21 protein-coding genes and 1 pseudogene are annotated in these 16,574 nt (G+C 51.2%); 11 read left to right on the top strand and 11 right to left on the bottom strand.

The window, feature by feature from the left end; genetic code table 11:
• The first annotated feature begins 799 nt into the window (after positions 1–799).
• From BLW37_RS12650 to BLW37_RS12640, 3 genes are all read left to right on the top strand, one after another.
• Positions 800–1,015 (top strand): hypothetical protein, encoded by a 216-nt coding sequence (locus BLW37_RS12650; RefSeq protein ID WP_139243717.1) that lies wholly within the window; start codon positions 800–802, stop codon positions 1,013–1,015.
• A 256-nt stretch (positions 1,016–1,271) separates the two neighbouring features.
• Complete coding sequence (locus BLW37_RS12645) at positions 1,272–1,664, top strand: hypothetical protein (protein ID WP_139243716.1); 393 nt, start codon at positions 1,272–1,274, stop codon at positions 1,662–1,664.
• A 225-nt stretch (positions 1,665–1,889) separates the two neighbouring features.
• Positions 1,890–2,423 (top strand): hypothetical protein, encoded by a 534-nt coding sequence (locus BLW37_RS12640; RefSeq protein WP_091343422.1) that lies wholly within the window; start codon positions 1,890–1,892, stop codon positions 2,421–2,423.
• Between the two features lie 83 nt (positions 2,424–2,506).
• Here the strand turns inward: BLW37_RS12640 and BLW37_RS12635 are convergent.
• A pseudogene (locus BLW37_RS12635) lies at positions 2,507–2,758 on the bottom strand (ISAs1 family transposase); the annotation flags it as partial.
• A 284-nt stretch (positions 2,759–3,042) separates the two neighbouring features.
• The gene (trhA, locus tag BLW37_RS12630; RefSeq protein ID WP_245785729.1) at positions 3,043–3,711 is read right to left on the bottom strand and encodes a PAQR family membrane homeostasis protein TrhA; all 669 of its coding nucleotides are present in this window, start codon (positions 3,709–3,711) and stop codon (positions 3,043–3,045) included.
• 225 nt (positions 3,712–3,936) lie between these two features.
• Between trhA and BLW37_RS12625 the strand changes: the two genes are divergently transcribed.
• Together BLW37_RS12625 and BLW37_RS12620 are read left to right on the top strand one after the other, a co-directional pair.
• The gene (locus tag BLW37_RS12625; RefSeq protein WP_091343420.1) at positions 3,937–4,482 is read left to right on the top strand and encodes a hypothetical protein; all 546 of its coding nucleotides are present in this window, start codon (positions 3,937–3,939) and stop codon (positions 4,480–4,482) included.
• A 125-nt stretch (positions 4,483–4,607) separates the two neighbouring features.
• Positions 4,608–5,360 (top strand): MauE/DoxX family redox-associated membrane protein, encoded by a 753-nt coding sequence (locus BLW37_RS12620; RefSeq protein WP_091343419.1) that lies wholly within the window; start codon positions 4,608–4,610, stop codon positions 5,358–5,360.
• Positions 5,361–5,429: 69 nt separating this feature from the next.
• Here the strand turns inward: BLW37_RS12620 and dusC are convergent, their stop codons facing one another.
• Entirely contained in the window at positions 5,430–6,377 is a 948-nt protein-coding gene (dusC, locus tag BLW37_RS12615) for a tRNA dihydrouridine(16) synthase DusC (RefSeq protein ID WP_091343417.1), read from the bottom strand.
• A 359-nt stretch (positions 6,378–6,736) separates the two neighbouring features.
• Between dusC and BLW37_RS12610 the strand changes: the two genes are divergently transcribed.
• Together BLW37_RS12610 and BLW37_RS12605 are read left to right on the top strand one after the other, a co-directional pair.
• Positions 6,737–7,318, top strand: coding sequence for a DUF4426 domain-containing protein (locus BLW37_RS12610; protein WP_091343416.1), 582 nt, complete (start codon positions 6,737–6,739; stop codon positions 7,316–7,318).
• Positions 7,319–7,421: 103 nt separating this feature from the next.
• Positions 7,422–8,000, top strand: a complete 579-nt coding sequence (locus BLW37_RS12605; protein WP_245785728.1) for a hypothetical protein — start codon at positions 7,422–7,424, stop codon at positions 7,998–8,000.
• Here the strand turns inward: BLW37_RS12605 and ppiC are convergent.
• From ppiC to BLW37_RS12575, 6 genes are all read right to left on the bottom strand, one after another.
• Positions 7,997–8,275, bottom strand: coding sequence for a peptidylprolyl isomerase PpiC (gene ppiC, locus BLW37_RS12600; protein ID WP_091343414.1), 279 nt, complete (start codon positions 8,273–8,275; stop codon positions 7,997–7,999). The two genes, BLW37_RS12605 and ppiC, sit on opposite strands and share 4 nt — an antisense overlap.
• The gene (locus BLW37_RS12595) at positions 8,268–8,429 is read right to left on the bottom strand and encodes a DUF2256 domain-containing protein (RefSeq protein WP_091343413.1); all 162 of its coding nucleotides are present in this window, start codon (positions 8,427–8,429) and stop codon (positions 8,268–8,270) included. The genes ppiC and BLW37_RS12595 overlap by 8 nt, the downstream gene beginning before the upstream one ends.
• 6 nt (positions 8,430–8,435) lie before the next feature.
• On the bottom strand, positions 8,436–9,311 hold the full coding sequence (locus tag BLW37_RS12590; RefSeq protein WP_091343411.1) for an HDOD domain-containing protein: 876 nt from the start codon (positions 9,309–9,311) through the stop codon (positions 8,436–8,438).
• A gap of 89 nt (positions 9,312–9,400) precedes the next feature.
• Entirely contained in the window at positions 9,401–9,865 is a 465-nt protein-coding gene (locus tag BLW37_RS12585) for a hypothetical protein (protein WP_091343410.1), read from the bottom strand.
• Positions 9,866–9,925: 60 nt separating this feature from the next.
• Positions 9,926–11,794 (bottom strand): M48 family metallopeptidase, encoded by a 1,869-nt coding sequence (locus BLW37_RS12580; protein ID WP_091343408.1) that lies wholly within the window; start codon positions 11,792–11,794, stop codon positions 9,926–9,928.
• A 6-nt stretch (positions 11,795–11,800) separates the two neighbouring features.
• Positions 11,801–12,391 (bottom strand): LemA family protein, encoded by a 591-nt coding sequence (locus BLW37_RS12575; RefSeq protein ID WP_091343406.1) that lies wholly within the window; start codon positions 12,389–12,391, stop codon positions 11,801–11,803.
• A 259-nt stretch (positions 12,392–12,650) separates the two neighbouring features.
• On the opposite strand from BLW37_RS12575, the gene glpE reads away from it, so the two are divergent.
• Both glpE and glpG read left to right on the top strand, forming a co-directional pair.
• Positions 12,651–12,974, top strand: a complete 324-nt coding sequence (gene glpE / locus BLW37_RS12570) for a thiosulfate sulfurtransferase GlpE (RefSeq protein ID WP_091343404.1) — start codon at positions 12,651–12,653, stop codon at positions 12,972–12,974.
• Complete coding sequence (gene glpG, locus BLW37_RS12565; RefSeq protein ID WP_091343403.1) at positions 12,967–13,803, top strand: rhomboid family intramembrane serine protease GlpG; 837 nt, start codon at positions 12,967–12,969, stop codon at positions 13,801–13,803. The genes glpE and glpG overlap by 8 nt, the downstream gene beginning before the upstream one ends.
• 37 nt (positions 13,804–13,840) lie before the next feature.
• On the opposite strand, the gene BLW37_RS12560 is transcribed toward glpG, so the two are convergent.
• A complete protein-coding gene (locus BLW37_RS12560) occupies positions 13,841–14,251 on the bottom strand; it encodes a flagellar basal body-associated protein FliL (protein WP_091343401.1) in 411 nt (136 codons plus the stop codon).
• 153 nt (positions 14,252–14,404) lie between these two features.
• Here BLW37_RS12560 and BLW37_RS12555 point away from each other — a divergent pair, with 153 nt between their 5' ends.
• Both BLW37_RS12555 and ubiA read left to right on the top strand, forming a co-directional pair.
• Complete coding sequence (locus tag BLW37_RS12555) at positions 14,405–14,935, top strand: chorismate--pyruvate lyase family protein (protein ID WP_091343743.1); 531 nt, start codon at positions 14,405–14,407, stop codon at positions 14,933–14,935.
• A complete protein-coding gene (gene ubiA / locus BLW37_RS12550) occupies positions 14,932–15,801 on the top strand; it encodes a 4-hydroxybenzoate octaprenyltransferase (protein ID WP_091343399.1) in 870 nt (289 codons plus the stop codon). The genes BLW37_RS12555 and ubiA overlap by 4 nt, the downstream gene beginning before the upstream one ends.
• A 33-nt stretch (positions 15,802–15,834) precedes the next feature.
• Here ubiA and BLW37_RS12545 read toward each other — a convergent pair whose 3' ends face one another.
• Positions 15,835–16,461 carry a 2OG-Fe(II) oxygenase gene (locus BLW37_RS12545; RefSeq protein WP_091343397.1) on the bottom strand — a complete coding sequence of 209 codons (627 nt, stop codon included), beginning with the start codon at positions 16,459–16,461 and terminating at the stop codon, positions 15,835–15,837.
• Positions 16,462–16,574: the final 113 nt, after the last annotated feature.

Here is a 16,574-nt window from a genome sequence, read left to right as displayed (position 1 = left end):
GATCTGACCCCGATTTTAGGGAGCCGAGGAAAGATAGGATTTAATTTTGATCTGACCCCGATTTTAGTGATTCGACTATTAATGGAGCTAAAGGTTATGGTGGAGGCGGTGTTGGTGCGAATGCCGGAATTCAATTTTGCCGAACCTACACATACTCTTGTAATGGTAATTAATTATTTATGGTCAAGCTAAGAATATACTTAGGTCGAAGTTCATGGGCGTGGAAAGGCTTTATATGTTTCATAGTCGCACTTCTTGGTTTTCTTCTAGTGAAATCAGAGATAAATATTGTTGGTAATGCTCTGATGTATTCGGGCTTTTTCTGTGGGGCATACTGTGTTATTCAGAGTTATGTGACTAACGTGAAGATCCTTAAAGAAAGGCGGGGAAAGGGAGGCAAGAAGTAAATTGTTGTCCCGTCCAGGTGTCCCGTTCATATCGTTCGCATATGGAGGGCGGGTAAAAACAACCGGATTTTGGTTGATATTTAATCATCCTCAGGTTGTTAGCGGTAACAAATTTGGCAGTTCAGCCAGATTGGTTACTGCTTTTGCTCTTTTACAACCTCATTTTCTGCTTTTCAGGCAGGGGAAGGCGGCATTCGGTACGAACGCTGCTTTTTACCTGCCGGAAGATGGTGGCTGCTAATCCGGCACTCTTGCCATACTTCGGCATGGGGTAGCCCACTTAAACCTTGATGGATGACTCAAGTTGTTGGTATGCAGGGGATGGTGACAGCTATACTGATAACTTTTGAGTGCGATAGCTGGGTTTGTTAGAGATGGGGATGGTTCAAAATGTGTTGGGTATTATTGCAATAATAACAGCAATGTTTGTTTTTATTGCAGCAGCAGGATTGTTTTTGCGGCTCATTACCGACTTATGGATACATAAAAAGCTTAATACTGAGGTTTTGGTTAAAAGTGCGTTGTGTACGGCTGTAGCAGTTTTTATTTTTTTGCTGATATCAAACAACCCTGATTGGGTTAACTTTGAAGTTGTCATAGTTGAGTAAGTATTCCGTCCAGGTGTCCCGTTCACATCGTTCGCATACGGATGGCGGGTAAAAACAACCGAGCTTTGGTTGATATTTAATCATCCTCTGGTTGTTAGCGGTAACAAATTTGGCAGTTTAGCCAGATTAAATTCGGGGTCAGATCCTGAGGTATCCCCACGAAATTGTTAGCGAAAACAAAAGATGACATGATAAGGAACATTCATGGCGTTCGGTGATCAGATCAATCGCCAAACATCACTGAGACCAAACAACCATGAATGTTCGTACTATATTGACCAATATCGTTTCATTTGTCACACCTAAAATGCATGCAACCAGGCAAAAAGCTGTCATTGATTGTGTGCACAGCCTGGCCAATGTTAATGCTGCTACGGTGACCAGTATAGGCCGGGGGATTCACTCAAGTGCTCTTGAAAAACATAACATTAAGCGAGCTGATCGCTTACTCTCAAATGCTCACTTGCTACGTGAACAAACGCTGGTTTATGCTGCCATTTGCCAGCTGTTCTGCAAATCAAAACACCCAACTACTATCAAAAGCAGCATGGCACTTGGAAATGAGCGCTTTAAACAAGAAGTGGAAGTATTAACCGGGCGCAGGCAGTACAAAGGCAAAGCAGGGCGACCGAGGAAAGATAGGATTTAATTTTTATCTGACCCCGATTTTAGGGCGACCGAGGAAAGATAGGATTTAATTTTTATCTGACCCCGATTTTAACCCCGATTTTAATCGCCGCACGCTTACACTCGTTGAGATCAAATTGATAGCTAATCCGCTCAAAGTTACTTTTCCTCAATGCAAGAACTATTTGCACTATGTAAACTGGCTGCAGTAAAGTGTAGTAGCCATTTACTTTACTGCGAAATAACAATGACAAAACGTTACAGCTTTAAGAACCCTGAAATGATTATCGCGGGCTCAGCGCTAATGGTCAGTCTCATCACAGCTTTTGTTAGTATCTATTCGGCTTTTATTGACCGAGCTTACGCCCGCGCTTCGGTATGGCCAAGACTGGAGTTTTTCTATAACTATATCGAGGGAGACAATTTTGCATATGAAATTACCAATAAAGGCACTGGCCCAGCACTTATTAAATATGTAAGGCTCAGCTACGAGGATCAGCCAATACGAAGTTGGCCTGAGTATCTGACATTAAGTACAGGCCGCACTGTATCCCATACTCAATCATTTATCTATTCAAGAGTTATCTCTGCCGGAGAAACAGTAACAGCACTGTATACCACTGATTTTGAAGCAGCAAAGCTATTAGTCGCTGACAATAAGTTAAAAATAGAGCTTTGTTACTGCTCTATTTACAACGAATGCTGGCTATTAAACGACTCCATCGAGCCTAAAACCATCTCATATTGCCAAATTGATGAACATCTGCGGTTTATGCAGTAAGCTGTTTAAGGTATTCGAGTAAAAGCAGCTATATTTTTTTCAAAACTGCACAGGTGGCGCTACACTGCCGCCTTCGATATCCGCAATCGGATAAGCTCTGGAATTGCCGTGATTTCATTCGACTTTTCTGCCGTCTTAAGCTGCCCCAACACCACTTTGTTGGCACAGGCAAACGCAATGACCATGTGGATGGTCGATTTTCGATCTTCCCGGTGAAAAGAGCCTCGAAGCGTTTTACCATCAATGGCAACCAGCTCGCCCTTTGTCAGCTTATGCACGGCCTGCATCCCATCAATAAAGCACTGCCGGAATTGTTCAGGGGCAATTTTTGCAATGCAAAATGCGTGGTGAAAACTTCAAGGTGCATGCTACTTCCCCGAAAAAGAGAGTATAAGATCACAACTAAAACTGATCGTCGAATCGATCGTTTACTGATTAAAAAATGTTCGCGATCTTGCCCTGTTCAGCGACCCAGTGCATTAGCTGCTTTACGGCTATGGCTATCTGACCTCGAAACTCCCCCGAAATCCCCGTAGCGCCCTGAGACGTGCTATATATCGACTGTTGTGGTCAATCAGATGAATAGATGAATAGATGAATAGATGAATAGAGGTGAGTTTTAACCATGAGCGTAATTGTAAACGGCCACAAAGTGGCAGAGGGTGCCGGTTAGTACAAATAAATGCCAGATAAAGTGCGCAAACTTCACCCGGGTATCCAGCAGATAAAATACCACCCCCAGGGTATAGGCGATGCCACCTGCTGCCAGCCAAACAATGCCTGCCAGTGACACCTGGCGGGAGAGTGGGGGCAGGGCAATCAGGATCATCCAGCCCATAATCAGGTACAGCCCGACAGACAGCACTGGGTGTTGCAGTTTTCTCTGGCTTTTCATCACCACACCAAAAGTGGCCAATCCCCAGATAATCCCAAACAGCGTCCAGCCCCAGGGGCCACTCAGAGCGCCCAGAGTAAAAGGGGTGTAGGTACCGGCTATTAACAGGTAAATGGCGGAGTGGTCAATATCCTGGCATATCAGTTTAGCGCGGCCCTGAGGGAGCATATGGTAGACGGCGGAGGCCAGATACAATGCAATCATGGTGGCGCAGAAAATGCTTACGCCCACCACAAAGGATGGAGCGCCCGTGCGCATAGCCTGGTGGATGATAAAAGGCGTGGCGACTATTGCTGCCACCATGCCAATGGCATGGCTGACGCTGTTGGCCACTTCTTCACCCACACTTTGCGTCCGGCATGGAAAGGTAGGGGCTCTGGCTTTATTGCTCACGGCTTCTTTCCTCCTGCCTGGTGTATGGTGCTGCAACTGGTTATCAGGGTTGTTTAAAGTAATTTGTGTCTACCTAATTGCATAGTTACCCTTCACGTTCGTCACTGAAACAATGCTATTACACAGGAAAAGTCCATTTTATGTTGTGCTGTAACGTACAGACGCCCACGTACTTTTCAGGCAGGCTTACCTGTGCGGTATTGGAGATCCTGGAGGAGAAAGCGCATGAACGATTATTGCCATCATGTATCGGGTTTTTTCCCTGTACGTGAGGATGCGGAAAGTGCCGTCAACAAAATGGTAGCAAAGGGGTTGTCTCGCCAGCAATTGCACATCTTTTGTGCGGACACACCGCCAACTGCAACGTCAGTCTCACCAGCCGAGGAGGCAAAAAGCGACCGTGCGTTGCAAGATATTCTGGTGGATGGTGCCATCGGAACTGCAGTGGGTACTGGCGTTGGTGTGGTTGGCAGTGTGGCTTTAGCCGCAACCAGCGTTACATTATTTGTTGCCAGCCCATTGATTGCGCCACTGATGCTGATTGGCTGGGGAGCAAGCATTGGCGGCCTGATCGGTGCCGCTGCGGGAGCGACCTCAGGCCCTGAAAAGAAAGAAGGCTGGCTGGCTGATTTGATTAAAGATGCGATAGAAAACGATCAGGTTGTGTTGGTTGCTGTTACTCGTAGCGAGGGTGAAACCGGGATTGCCTGTGACATCATCGAAGATTCGGTGGGCAAATACAATGAGAAAGATGCAGACGCAAGCCCCTGATGGCAGCCACTTAGCTCAGGCAAGCAGAATGCGATGTGCCATTGCCAGCATGCAAGCCACTTGACTCTGAACTATGGTACAGAGTGTAAGCTTCTTCCTGAATTTAGCAGCAGAGGTGATGTGTTATGCACACGACTACGAAAAGCGCAGTGCTGTACCGCATGATGACTCCGAAGCATCAATGCCCTTATGGCCTGAAAACATTGCACTTGTTACGTCAGTCTGGCTTTGAGGTAGAGGATCACCACCTGAACTCGCGTGCAGACATCGACAGCTTTAAAGCACGCCACAAGGTGAAAACCACCCCTCAGGTCTTTATTGATGGGAAGCGCCTTGGTGGTTACGAGGCCGTGCGCAACTACTTAGGTAAGCCGGTACGCGATCCGGAGGCACCATCGTACCGACCAGTGGTCGCGCTGTTTGCCATAACCGCATTGACTGCACTGGCTTTGAATATGGGCATTCATGGCAGCTGGTTATCCATTCAGGCGATAGAGTGGTTTATTGCTTTGTCGATGGTGGTACTGGCCCTGTTAAAGTTGCAGGATGTGGAAAGCTTCTCGACCATGTTCCTGAACTACGATTTGGTGGCTCGGCGTTGGGTCCCTTACGGCTATATCTACCCATTTGCCGAAGGACTGGCTGGCGTGTTGATGGTGGGCGGCCTATTGAACTGGCTATCGATCCCGGTTGCACTCTTTATTGGTGTTGTCGGTGCCGTGTCGGTGTTCAAAGCCGTGTATCTGGATAAACGAAAACTTACCTGTGCCTGTGTTGGTGGCGCCAACAAGGTACCTCTTGGCTTCGTCTCGCTTACAGAGAACCTGATGATGGTTGGGATGGCGCTTTGGATGTGGTATGCCCACGGCTGGTTTTAATGGCTCTATGGTGCAGCGGCCCGGAACATGAAGAGCAGGATGATTGCCGCGCTTTGCGGTATCTGGCGGTTAGGGCAGGCTGTCATGCAGCTTTTGCTGCAACAATACCAAGATGTCATCGTTGCGTTTTAGGACGCGCAGCTGCTGGAATAATACCACAGCCTCCGGATATTGCAGTTTTAAGTAGCTGAACCATTGCTTGATGCGGTTGCTGTAGTACTTGCCTTTATCGCCTGTGATTTCAAACTCTGAATAACGCATCAGCAGTTGCAGGACCTCAGGCCAGGGCATGGCCTGTTGATCGCTGCGAATGCATTGCGCCAGGTTGGGCAATGCCAGGGCGCCACGGCCCAGCATAATATCCGGGGTATTGGCTTCTTGCCGGCATTGCGCGGCCTGGGCTGGTGTCCATATTTCGCCATTGGCGATCACCGGTATGGCAATGCGCTCGCGGATACGGGCAATCCAGGGCCAGTAGGCTGGCGGACGGTAGCCATCGCTTTTGGTTCGGGCATGCACGGTTAGCACACTGGCACCGGCTTCGGCAATGGCGCTGGCGTTGTCCAGCGTAAGGCTGGTATCGTCATAGCCAAGGCGGATTTTTACGCTGACCGGCTGTTCGGCCGGCACGGCCTGCCGCACCGCTTTGACAATCTGGTACAAGCGCTCGGTTTCTTTTAACAATACAGCACCGCCCCGGCTTTTATTGACGGTTTTGGCCGGGCAGCCAAAATTTAAATCAATGCCAGGCGAGCCTAACTGCACGGCTTTGGCGGCATTTTCTGCCAGCCAGTGTGGCTCTTGCCCAAGTAGCTGCACCCGCACGGGCACACCGGCCGCCGTTTTGCCGCCATGCGCAAGCTCCGGGCATAGCCGCCGGAACACCCGGGCAGGTAAGCGCTGATCGACTACCCGGACAAATTCGGTGATGCACAGATCAAAACCGCCAATCCGGGTCAACATATCGCGCATCAGATGATCAACCACGCCTTCCATCGGCGCCAGCACAATTTGCATCAGAGTCTCGGTTTCGTTATCGGGCGGCCGATTATAGTGAAAGCACAGCCGCTAAACCAGTAAAAAGGCAGGCACTGCCTGAGGCCCGCTGAATTCGGGCGATTTACCCTTACCAACCACCTTAACCCGGTTCTGTCCGAATCAGGGTTCATGCCCGGCTGATTTGACCCTTGCACTGATCGATCTATACTAAAACGATAATGATACTAAGTGCGATACCGCACGGATGTCCGGTGGGCATCCGTCTAATGTGGTGACAGTACTGACCTGATGATCGGTCAAAACAAAGGCACCACCTCTTTCTTGCCTGCACCCAGCTAGCAGGCCCATCTGTTATTCTTTACTACCAGGAGCGGATAATGAAGATCAACAATACAATGCGCACTCTATGGATATCTGTGCTGCAGAAGCACACTTTTTACCGCAATAGGGTGTCGCCAGCCAGGCTAGGTATGAGCCTGTTTGTGCTCATTGCAGTGTTGGTTGGCTGCGGACAGCCTGAACCTCGGCTGGATGTGACTGAGGAGAGTGCTGCTGTCGGTCAACCGGTGGAAGAGCAGCGACCCTTGGGGCATGTGGTGGAGTTTGATGGCTATACGCTTCGAGCCAATGTGATTGGTACCGGTGAGCTGGATGAAAGCATGGCCCGGCGGTATGGCATCGAGCAGGCTGCCGATCTGGCCATGCTCAATCTGGTTATTTTGGATACGCGCTCTGAGCAGCAGCCTGCCACAGTGTGGGGCGAGGTGACAGTGCAACACCAAAGCCTGATTGGTCATGTCAGTACGGTTGAGATGCGTCCGGTAGAAGCGGATGGTTATGTTTCCTTTGTTGGTACGCTGGATACCAGTTCAGAGCGCATTTTCCAGTTCGAGGTTCAGGTGATACCTGCAGGATCGGATAAGCCGCTGCAGATGAACTTTGAAGTGCGGCTCGATTGAGGCTTGGAAATTAAAAGTATCAGGTATATATATTTTGCATGGAACGAATATCCGGCGGCATAATAGCAATCTCTAAGTGCGTCAGAAAGTACAGGGACAGGTTGTGTACAAAATTGCTGTTGTTGCCATCTTGGGTTTACTGCTAACCGCCTGCGAAAAGATGCAGGGTCTTACGCAAGCAGAGCAGGTAGAGCGAACTATTCGTCAGGAAGTGCGCCGTGATCTGCATGGTTTGAACGCACTTACCGACACCGCTGACGCTACCCCATACGATGGCTTTGCCTGGCGCCGGGGCGAGCAGGTACAGATCCGCCAGCGGCAAGGGCAAGATCTGGTGTTGCTGGAGCAGGCAAAAGCCCCCCAGATTATTGCCACTGCAGTCGCTCAGCGGATCCCGAGCTTTAGTCTGGTGCGTTACCAGCAGGGGTGGCTGGTGGTGTTTGATACCTATGTCAGCCCGCTGTGTCAGGTGGTGTACGCTTACGCCTACCGCGGGCAATTAGCCGATACCCCGCTGTGTACAAAAGATGTATTTGCCGAACAGGCCAATGGCCGCTGCCAAAGCCCGATCACGGATGAATGGCAGGTGTTCAAAGAATGGTTTTTTGCCAGCTCGCTGCTCGAAGAAGGCAACCCAGCCTGTGTGCAATCGGCTACCAGGTTTTCCGAAAGCAACGGTTAGCTGCGGTACAGGGTTTTAATCAAGTGAAAGCCAAACTGGGTTTTGACCGGGCCGTGCACTTCCAGCACGGCTTTTTTAAACACCACTTCATCGAATGCACGCACCATCTGGCCGGGGCGAAACTCGCCTAAATCACCGCCTTTTTTGCCGGAAGGACACAGTGAGTGTTTTTTGGCGAGTTGGCCAAAATCAGCGCCTTTGGCCAGTTGTTGTTTCAGCTTTTCTGCTTCCGCTTTGGTTTTCACCAGAATATGCAGGGCACAGGCTTTAGCCATGATGTGTCTCCTTAGCAGGTTTGCGCTGTTGGCGGCAGCGCTTAGAGCAGTAGGTTACTTCATTCCAGCAGTGTTGCCATTTCTTACGCCAGGCAAAAGGGCGCTGACAGACTGGGCAGGTTTTTTCAGGCAAATGCAGCTTCTGATGTGCCATCGGCGCTTAACCCGTATAGATGGTACTAAGCTCGTTTTGCCGCAGTACTTCGGCCAGCTCAGGCAATTGGAACAGCTCCAGCTGCAATACATCCAGCATTTGTGGGGCAAATTGCTCCCACTCCGGGTCCAGTGTCATATCAAACAATACCCGGCTTTCACCACTCATGTGTTCGGCCAGTTTCAGCATGGCAAACAGCCGTTGTTCCAGTTCGTTGTCTGATTCCAGAATCAAAGCCGGGCTGTGGTGGTAAGCAATCACATTGCACAGCTCGGCGGGCAAGCCCCAGGATTGAGCAATCAGGTAACCCAGAATTTCGTGGCAGGTGTGAAAACGGTGCTCTTCCGCCTCGCTGTAACCCTGACCTGCCAGCACACCTATTTTCACCAAATCAGCGTAGTTCGGCGCCTGAGCGGTGATCAGGGCAATACCGGCGTTGCGAAATAAACCCAGAGTGTAGCAATCATCACAGAGCTCCTGAGGCCATTGCAGGTGCCTCGCCAGGCTAGCGGCACTATTGGCAACGAGCAGGGCGTTGCTCCAGAGCTTTTGTGAGAAAGGATCTTTCTGCTGGCCTTGCTCCAGGGTAAAGCGTAGCAAGACACTGCGAACCAGCTTGACCACCCGGTTGACGCCGAGGAACTTGCAGGCATGCTCAATGGAGGTGATTTTGCTGCGCAGACCAAAGTAAGCTGAGTTCACTACTTTCAAAGTAAAGCCAGCCAGGCCAATGTCCATATTAATCAAGGTAGCCAGCCGCTGCATATTGGGCTCTGGTTGCTGCACCAGTTGCTGAATGTGCAGCAGTACATCCGGCTGGGGCGGGATGGTAAAGCCTTGCAGCGCCTGATCAATGGCGTTCATATCCAGTGGCTGAACCATCCTGAACTCTCCAAACTTAAAAGGGTATGCTGGCTGATATTAAAGCAAAGTCCGGTGACTTTGCCAATACAGCCGCTTTGGTATGCTACTTAAGAGTCGAGGTAAGGACGGCCACTGATCAGGCTGCGGGCCAGTTGCCATTCGGCATCCGGATCGGCTTGCTCATCGCCGCTGAAATGCACTTCAAACTGCAGGTACTCATCACTGCTGTCCTGGCTGCTGACCAGCCGCTCAGGCACCTGGCCAACCTGACGACCGGCATGAATGGCGACCTGGGCCGCTTGCTCCATCAAACCAAGAAAGTGGCCAAGAGGTAGCTGTTGGAAAATGTCCGCTTCCAGATGGGCCCAACCCAGTAAGTCGGCACTAATCTGGCCATCTTTGTGGTCGGTGAACAGCATGGAAACCGCAGGCGAGTCCGGGTTTTCGCCACTCTGATAATTAGCCGCATCCTGCTCGTCAAAAAACATGACATAGCCATAGGCCGGACAGCCTTCGGCATCCATGTCGTCAAAGGATGGATCGTACATCAGAAAAAAGCGACGCTCAGACATCAAAGCCCCTGTGCAAAAATAAAACGCTATTGTACCGAACGAAACGCCCAAGCTAAAGTGCTAAATAGAAATCGCTTCGTCGGAGTAGGGAATTTCCAGCAGCAGTGACAGTGCTCTTAGCTGAACATCTTGTTGTTCAGATAGTTGGCTATCGGATTGTGCTGCTGCCTGCATCCCCAGCCACAGCTTTTCTTTCACCTTAGGGCTGGCAGCCATCAGTTTGGGCAGCAATGCTTGCACTGCCTGATAACTGGCATCGGGCTGCGCTGTATCGTCAGCCAGTTGCCAGCTGTTAAGGCCGGCTTGCCAGCTCTGCTGGCAGCTGGCGCTGTCGTCACTGGTTGCATTGGCCACCAGGCTTAGCAGTTGCAAGGCTTCGGCATGAATATCGGCAAATTTGCTGACCGAGGTATGACGAACCACCTCGCTACTGCGAAACTGGCTGGCTACTGCATGGTCCACCAACTGCGCGATGGCCCACTCAAGCAGATGCAGCTCGCCATCGGCATTAATAACTTGCAGCAACAGTTGCTCAAAGCGTTCAAACCTAACTGCCGTCAAGGTTTTCAGGCTTGGAATGCACAGCTGAGCCAGCATCAGCTTCTGTCGCTCTGGCAATGGCTCAATCTGGCTTAGCAAGCGGTCGACATCCTGTAGCAGAGCTATCGAGCCTTGGTCACGAATGACCTGTAACTGTTTTGGCCGGCTGACTTCATCGTTACTAATCAACAAAGCCAACAATAACGGTTCTGCCTGCAGTGGCTGATGAGCCGTTTGCAGCAGGAGTACAGGTAAGGCGGCCAGTAAGCGCTGACCTGGTGTATCGTTTTTAGGCGTATCTGCCGTGTCATTGGCGGCTGAGACGGCGGCAACCTGGTTGGCTTCATCCGTACGTGCAGCAGGTAGCTTCCCATTCCAGCGTGGTTCCAGCCGTTTGATGCGATCGGTTAAGGGGGGGTGGGTGGCAAAAATACTGGCCCAGCGACTGATGGCTTCGCCAAAGAACAGGTGGCTGTTTTCATCGGCATTCTGATTGCTGATTTTTGTACCGCGTGAACTGGCTGCAATTTGTTTGAGCGCCCCGGCGATACCGGCCGGATTGCGGGTAAACTGCACCGCCGAGGCATCGGCCAGGTATTCGCGCTGGCGACTGACCGCCGATTTGATCAGGTTACCAAAAAAGGCACCTAAATAGCCAAGAATGGTAAAGCCTAATCCCAGTAGCAGAATGGCCGCGGCACCACCGCCGCCTTTATTATTGCGGCTGCTGCGTGCTGCGATGTGTGCCCCACGGCTGCCTCGCAGGAGTAGATAACCGACATGGCCGACAAACAAAATGCCATTAAGCACCGCAATCATTTTGATGTTCATGCGCATATCGCCATTGAGAATATGGCTGAACTCATGGGCGATGACCCCCTGCAGTTCATCGCGGCTTAATTGCTCCAGACAGCCCTGGGTCACACCAATCACGGCATCGGCCGGGCTGTAACCGGCGGCAAAGGCATTGATGCCGTTTTCCGGCAGCACATACACAGCCGGAACCGGCAGGTTGGCGGCCAATGCCATTTCTTCCACTACATTCAGCAGTTGGCGGTGTCTGGCATCGGTGGTGTCCGGCGACACACGTTGGCCACCCAGTGCCTCGGCAACCACGCGTCCCCCTTTACGCAATTGCTGCCATTTAAGCAGCATAGCAATGCCAATGGCACTCAGCACAATCAGACTGGTCCACAGCAGCAATTCAGGCTGAAAGAAACCGCGTTGTAAACCGGACTGAATGGCTTCGCTATCGGCAAAGCCAAACACCACAGCGACCAGCAGATTGGTCAGTGTCAGTAGCAGCAGTACTGCCAGAGCAAACAACACCACCAGAATGCGGGTATTGCGCCTGGCCAGATCCTGCTGGCTGAAGAAATTACTGGCCATAGGGTGTTAGAAGCTGACTTTAGGCGCGGCCTGAATGGCCTGACTGTCTTCAAACTCCATGAGTTTGGCATCGGCACCATGGCCAAAACTAGGAGCCAGTACCACTTGCGGGAAGCTTTGCTTGTAACTGTTGTATGCGGTAACGGCATCGTTAAAAGCCTGACGGGCAAAAGCTACCCGGTTTTCGGTACTGGTCAGCTCTTCAGACAGTTGCATCATGTTTTGATTGGCTTTTAAATCCGGGTAAGCCTCCATCACTACGTTCAGCCGGCTCATAGCACCTTGCAGCATCGATTCGGCGCCAGCAAGCTGGCCCATGGCTGCAGCATCACCGGGATTATTAGCCGCTACTTTTAAACCTGCAGCAGCAGCGTTACGGGCATTGATCACTGCCTCCAGCGTATCCCGTTCATGTGCCATGTAGGCTTTAGCGGTTTCAACCAGGTTCGGGATCAAGTCGTAGCGGCGCTTTAACTGCACTTCAATTTGGGCGAAAGCATTTTGATAGCGATTTTTCAGTTTTACCAGGCTATTAAAAATGCTTATCACGAAAAATAATAGGATCAGAATAACTGCGAAAATAATCAAAGTTGTCATGGGTGTCCTCGTAGGCAGCGCTGCGAATTATGTGCTCGCTATAGTGTTAACTTTCCTTTAATCATTTGTCCAGTCTTACTGGATACAAAGTGATAAAAAAACGATATTTGACGTTTTAGAGTGGTTAGTAAGCAGCTTGCCATTGCTTGCTCGGGCCATGCATGATGCCAGCTTGGTAACCAACGCCTCCAGTGACTCTGAAACTCGCATCTTGAGGGGACTTGGGTATAATAGCCGGCAGTGATTACAGGAGCTTGCTATGTTTGAATTTAAGCACATCTCGGTGGATGAAACGGCTAGTCGGTGGCAACAGCAAACAGCGGTCATTGCCGATATCCGTGATGAACAGAGCTATGCCGCCGGGCATATTGATGGCGCCTGGCATTTGACCTCAGCAAGTTTGCCTGCCTTTATGCAGCAGCATGGCTTTGCAACACCAGTCGTGGTGGTTTGCTACCATGGCAACTCTAGCCAGGGAGCTGCTCAGTATCTGGCACAGCAAGGTTTCGATGAGGTCTACAGCATGGATGGGGGGATGGCGCTATGGCAGCTGCATCATCCGGTGAAACGCGCCGATGATTAAGCTGGGAGAGTTGAACTCGCCCAATGCAGCCCATCTGTTTGCCGATTACTGCGTGACTCAGGGGTGGTCGGTGCAAGCTGTGGTTGAAGGGGCTGAGCGGGCCGCTCTCTATGTAGAGGAAAGCCAACTGCAGCAGGTGAGCCAGGCATTGGACGCGTTTTTACACAATCCTGATCATCCACGATACCATGCTGCTGCCTGGCAGCGCAGCAAGATTGCGACTGGCTCCGGCGCAGCACCACTTTGGGCAGGCTTGCAGTTCAAAGCATTCAGCGGACCTGTGACGCTGCTGGTGTTAGTGCTGGCTCTGCTGGTGTATGGTTGGCAGCAAATAGCACCGCAACAAGCCTCTGCTGCCTTGGGTATTTTCCTGCAACCCGCTGCCATGAACCTGACGGAAAGCTGGCGCTGGTTTAGTCCGGCACTATTGCATTTTTCACTGACGCATCTGGTGTTTAACTTACTGTGGTGGTGGCTGTTGGCTGGCCAATTTGAACGGCGCTTAGGTAGCGGGCAGCTGCTGTCGTTCACATTGAGTAGTGCACTGATAGCCAATGTGGCGCAGTATCTGTTGGTGGGGCCATATTTTGGTGGTTTGTCGGGAGTGGTGTACGCGCTCTTTGGCTATTTCTGGTGGGCAGGGCGATTAAACCCTGCTCAAGGGTTGAGACTGGATGGGGGCCTGGTGGCCTTTATGTTGATCTGGATGCTGCTCGGTTTTCTGGATGTCCTCTGGGTGTCGATGGCCAATTGGGCACACTTGGGTGGTTTAGTGGCTGGTTGTGGCTGGGCCTGGTTGCTGCGGCATAAGCCAGGCCGTTCTACGTAACGGAGAAAGTTGATTTCAAAAGTAATTACATGCGCTGCTATTGATGAATGTACCGGGTGAACAGTACATCATGGATCATGTCTTTACCGGTTTCGCGTTTTAGCACCGCTTGCAGTTCTTGCAGAATGGTTTGGCGAATTTCTTCGCGGCCGGTCAGCGATTTGACTTTGTCTTCGTGTTGTTGATTGAAAACACGAATAATCGTATTCAGGATCAGTGGTTCATGATACTCAATATCAGCAAGGTAACTACGATCGGCTACCATCAGCTCTACGGATACCCGGACATACCCCAGAGAGCGACGACCTGACGTAACATAGTTGGTCACAATGTCCGGGTCAAAGCCATAATACACAATGTCTTGTTCGTTCCGTTGTGCCTGAGCGGCTGGTGTATAGAGGCTGCAAAGCAACATCAGGACTGTCAGTAAAATGCTGGCATACTTCATAAGCGGTTTGATCCCTGTTTCTGGCTGGTGCTCGCTACTGCTGGTCAGATCATAGCAGTTTCTGTCATTTGTTCTATCGGCCTGCTACAGAATTACTGAAATCTATGCGTGAAATTGCTATGATGCGGCGGTTTTTGCAATGATATGAGTACCATGCCCATCACCACTGCCCACTATTTGCTGCAAGCTCATTGGCAAACGCCTGCTGCCCTTCGGCTGTTGCCTGCGCAATGCTCTTGGTTGCTGGAAACTGATTCTCTGACAGCCCGGCTAAAAAGCCGTTGCCAGCAATTCCGGTTGCAGATGCTGACAGAGCAGTTTTATCCGCTTCCTGAGCCGTTGCATGCTCAGTTGACCGGTGCTGGAGATGCCCTGTTGCGTGAAGTATTGTTGTATTGTGATGAGCAGGCCATGATTTATGCACAGAGCTGGTTGCCGGCTTCGACCCTGACGGCGATTGAGCCTTTGGCCCGGCTGGGTAGCCAGCCGCTTGGGGAGTTTATTTTTCGTCACCCGGCGTTGCAACGGGGCCCCATTGAAGTCGCAGAGCTTGATACTGCTCAGCTTACACTACCTTTGCCGTTGACAGAGCCCACGTTGTGGGCCAGACGCTCGGTATTTTGGTTGGCCGAGCACCCATTGCATGTGGTGGAAGTTTTCATGCCAGAGGTGTATCGGTTATGAGTTGGCAATTGCGCTGGTCACATTGGCCCTATTACCGACAACTAATGCGGCTAGATAAGCCTGTAGGTATTTATTTGCTGTTGTGGCCAACCTGGTGGGCCTTGTGGTTGGCTGCGGAGGGGGTGCCGCCCTGGTCGCTCTGGCTGGTATTTACTCTTGGCGTTGTGTTGATGCGCTCGGCTGGTTGTGTGATCAATGATTACGCCGATCGGAACTTCGATGGCGCTGTGGCCCGAACTCGGCTCAGACCGCTGGCGGTGGGCAAGGTGTCGGCCAGTGAAGCTCTGCAGCTGTTTGTGTTCTTACTGTTGTTGGCAGCAACCTTATTGCTGTTTTTGAACTGGCAAACGGCCTTGTTATCGCTGGGGGCGGTGGCGTTAGCCTCCCTGTATCCCTTTATGAAACGATACACTTATCTGCCGCAGGTAGTGCTGGGAGCGGCCTTCAGCTGGGGTATGCCCATGGCTTTCATGGCCATTCAGCTGCAGTTACCGGCTCTGGTCTGGTGGCTCTACTTGGCTAATTTATGCTGGACTGTGGCCTACGATACCTACTATGCGATGGTGGACCAGCCGGATGATGAGCAGGTAGGCATTAAATCGACCGCGATTTTGTTTGGTCGCTATGCTTTGCCCACCATCCTGCTGTTGCAGGCGCTGACTTTGGCATTGTTGTACTGGGTGGGTCAGCTTGCTGAGCTGGGATGGTGGTATCAGTTGTCGCTGCTGTTGTGTTTGCCGTTGTTCGGGTATCAGTTTAGGTTAGCATCTCAAAGCCGGGCGCAGTGTTTTCAGGCTTTTTTGCACAATCATTATGTTGGATTGCTGATCTTTGCCGGCATCGTACTGGACTTGTGGCTGCGGTAGCTTGATGTAGCCACCAGGCTGCGAGCAGACCGTTCACAGCAGGACATCATCGCGTCGAAACCAACCGGCAATGCTGAAGCGATCCTGCCGGGTAGGCAATACCTGGTGCGGAAAACGGCTGCTTTCAAACAGAATAAGGCTGCCTGCTCTTGGCGGTAGTTGCATCAGTTCGGTGTGCTGTTCATCGTACAGCACCAGTTCTCCGCCATCTTGCACATCATTTAGATAACAAACACTGGTGACCTGCCGGCTCGCCTGCCGATTAAAAGCATCCAGATGGGTGCGGTAAAAATCGCCTGGCTGGTAATGCGCGAAATGGCATTCGTAGCCCGTCAGACCCAGAAAAAAATGCCGGTTTAGTTGGCTGAGAATGGTGTTCAGCTCCAGCATGTAACGTTGCTGCGCTACGGTGCTGCCATCCAGCCAACAGGTTTTATCGCGACGGATATCGCTGGCATGTTGTCGTTGCTGACCACGGCCAATGGCTGCAGGTGTCAGCTCAGCCTGCTGCTGCACTTCCTGCAATAATGTGTGGCATAGATCAGCGGTGAGGTACTCTGGCAACACCACCAGTCCATCACGCTCAAAGGCCGCCAGCCAGGCCGCAGGCTGTTCAGGCGAGCTGGGCTGGGGTTGCAATAGTGGTTCGACAGCGTGCATGGCGGTCTCCTTGGGCTTAATGCGTCCTTATACTGCGCAGGTGCCGGGCTGTCTAACAAAGAAAATTTGTCTTAAAGATAAAAAAGTTTACTGGTTGAGCCAAAGGCGACTAG

Source organism: Alkalimonas amylolytica (genome assembly GCF_900107845.1).
GTDB classification, from domain to species: domain Bacteria; phylum Pseudomonadota; class Gammaproteobacteria; order Enterobacterales; family Alteromonadaceae; genus Alkalimonas; species Alkalimonas amylolytica.
This window is presented reverse-complemented; position numbering and strand designations above follow the sequence as displayed.

Excerpts from the sequence above, each read along its gene's own strand:
- BLW37_RS12645 (WP_139243716.1), top strand. The coding sequence starts at position 1,272 with ATGAATGTTCGTACTATATTGACCAATATCGTTTCATTTGTCACACCT.
- BLW37_RS12640 (WP_091343422.1), top strand. The coding sequence starts at position 1,890 with ATGACAAAACGTTACAGCTTTAAGAACCCTGAAATGATTATCGCGGGC.
- BLW37_RS12625 (WP_091343420.1), top strand. The coding sequence starts at position 3,937 with ATGAACGATTATTGCCATCATGTATCGGGTTTTTTCCCTGTACGTGAG.
- BLW37_RS12620 (WP_091343419.1), top strand. The coding sequence starts at position 4,608 with ATGCACACGACTACGAAAAGCGCAGTGCTGTACCGCATGATGACTCCG.
- dusC (WP_091343417.1), bottom strand. The coding sequence starts at position 6,377 with ATGCAAATTGTGCTGGCGCCGATGGAAGGCGTGGTTGATCATCTGATG.
- BLW37_RS12610 (WP_091343416.1), top strand. The coding sequence starts at position 6,737 with ATGAAGATCAACAATACAATGCGCACTCTATGGATATCTGTGCTGCAG.
- ppiC (WP_091343414.1), bottom strand. The coding sequence starts at position 8,275 with ATGGCTAAAGCCTGTGCCCTGCATATTCTGGTGAAAACCAAAGCGGAA.
- BLW37_RS12595 (WP_091343413.1), bottom strand. The coding sequence starts at position 8,429 with ATGGCACATCAGAAGCTGCATTTGCCTGAAAAAACCTGCCCAGTCTGT.
- BLW37_RS12590 (WP_091343411.1), bottom strand. The coding sequence starts at position 9,311 with ATGGTTCAGCCACTGGATATGAACGCCATTGATCAGGCGCTGCAAGGC.
- BLW37_RS12585 (WP_091343410.1), bottom strand. The coding sequence starts at position 9,865 with ATGTCTGAGCGTCGCTTTTTTCTGATGTACGATCCATCCTTTGACGAC.
- BLW37_RS12580 (WP_091343408.1), bottom strand. The coding sequence starts at position 11,794 with ATGGCCAGTAATTTCTTCAGCCAGCAGGATCTGGCCAGGCGCAATACC.
- BLW37_RS12575 (WP_091343406.1), bottom strand. The coding sequence starts at position 12,391 with ATGACAACTTTGATTATTTTCGCAGTTATTCTGATCCTATTATTTTTC.
- glpE (WP_091343404.1), top strand. The coding sequence starts at position 12,651 with ATGTTTGAATTTAAGCACATCTCGGTGGATGAAACGGCTAGTCGGTGG.
- glpG (WP_091343403.1), top strand. The coding sequence starts at position 12,967 with ATGATTAAGCTGGGAGAGTTGAACTCGCCCAATGCAGCCCATCTGTTT.
- BLW37_RS12560 (WP_091343401.1), bottom strand. The coding sequence starts at position 14,251 with ATGAAGTATGCCAGCATTTTACTGACAGTCCTGATGTTGCTTTGCAGC.
- BLW37_RS12555 (WP_091343743.1), top strand. The coding sequence starts at position 14,405 with ATGCCCATCACCACTGCCCACTATTTGCTGCAAGCTCATTGGCAAACG.
- ubiA (WP_091343399.1), top strand. The coding sequence starts at position 14,932 with ATGAGTTGGCAATTGCGCTGGTCACATTGGCCCTATTACCGACAACTA.
- BLW37_RS12545 (WP_091343397.1), bottom strand. The coding sequence starts at position 16,461 with ATGCACGCTGTCGAACCACTATTGCAACCCCAGCCCAGCTCGCCTGAA.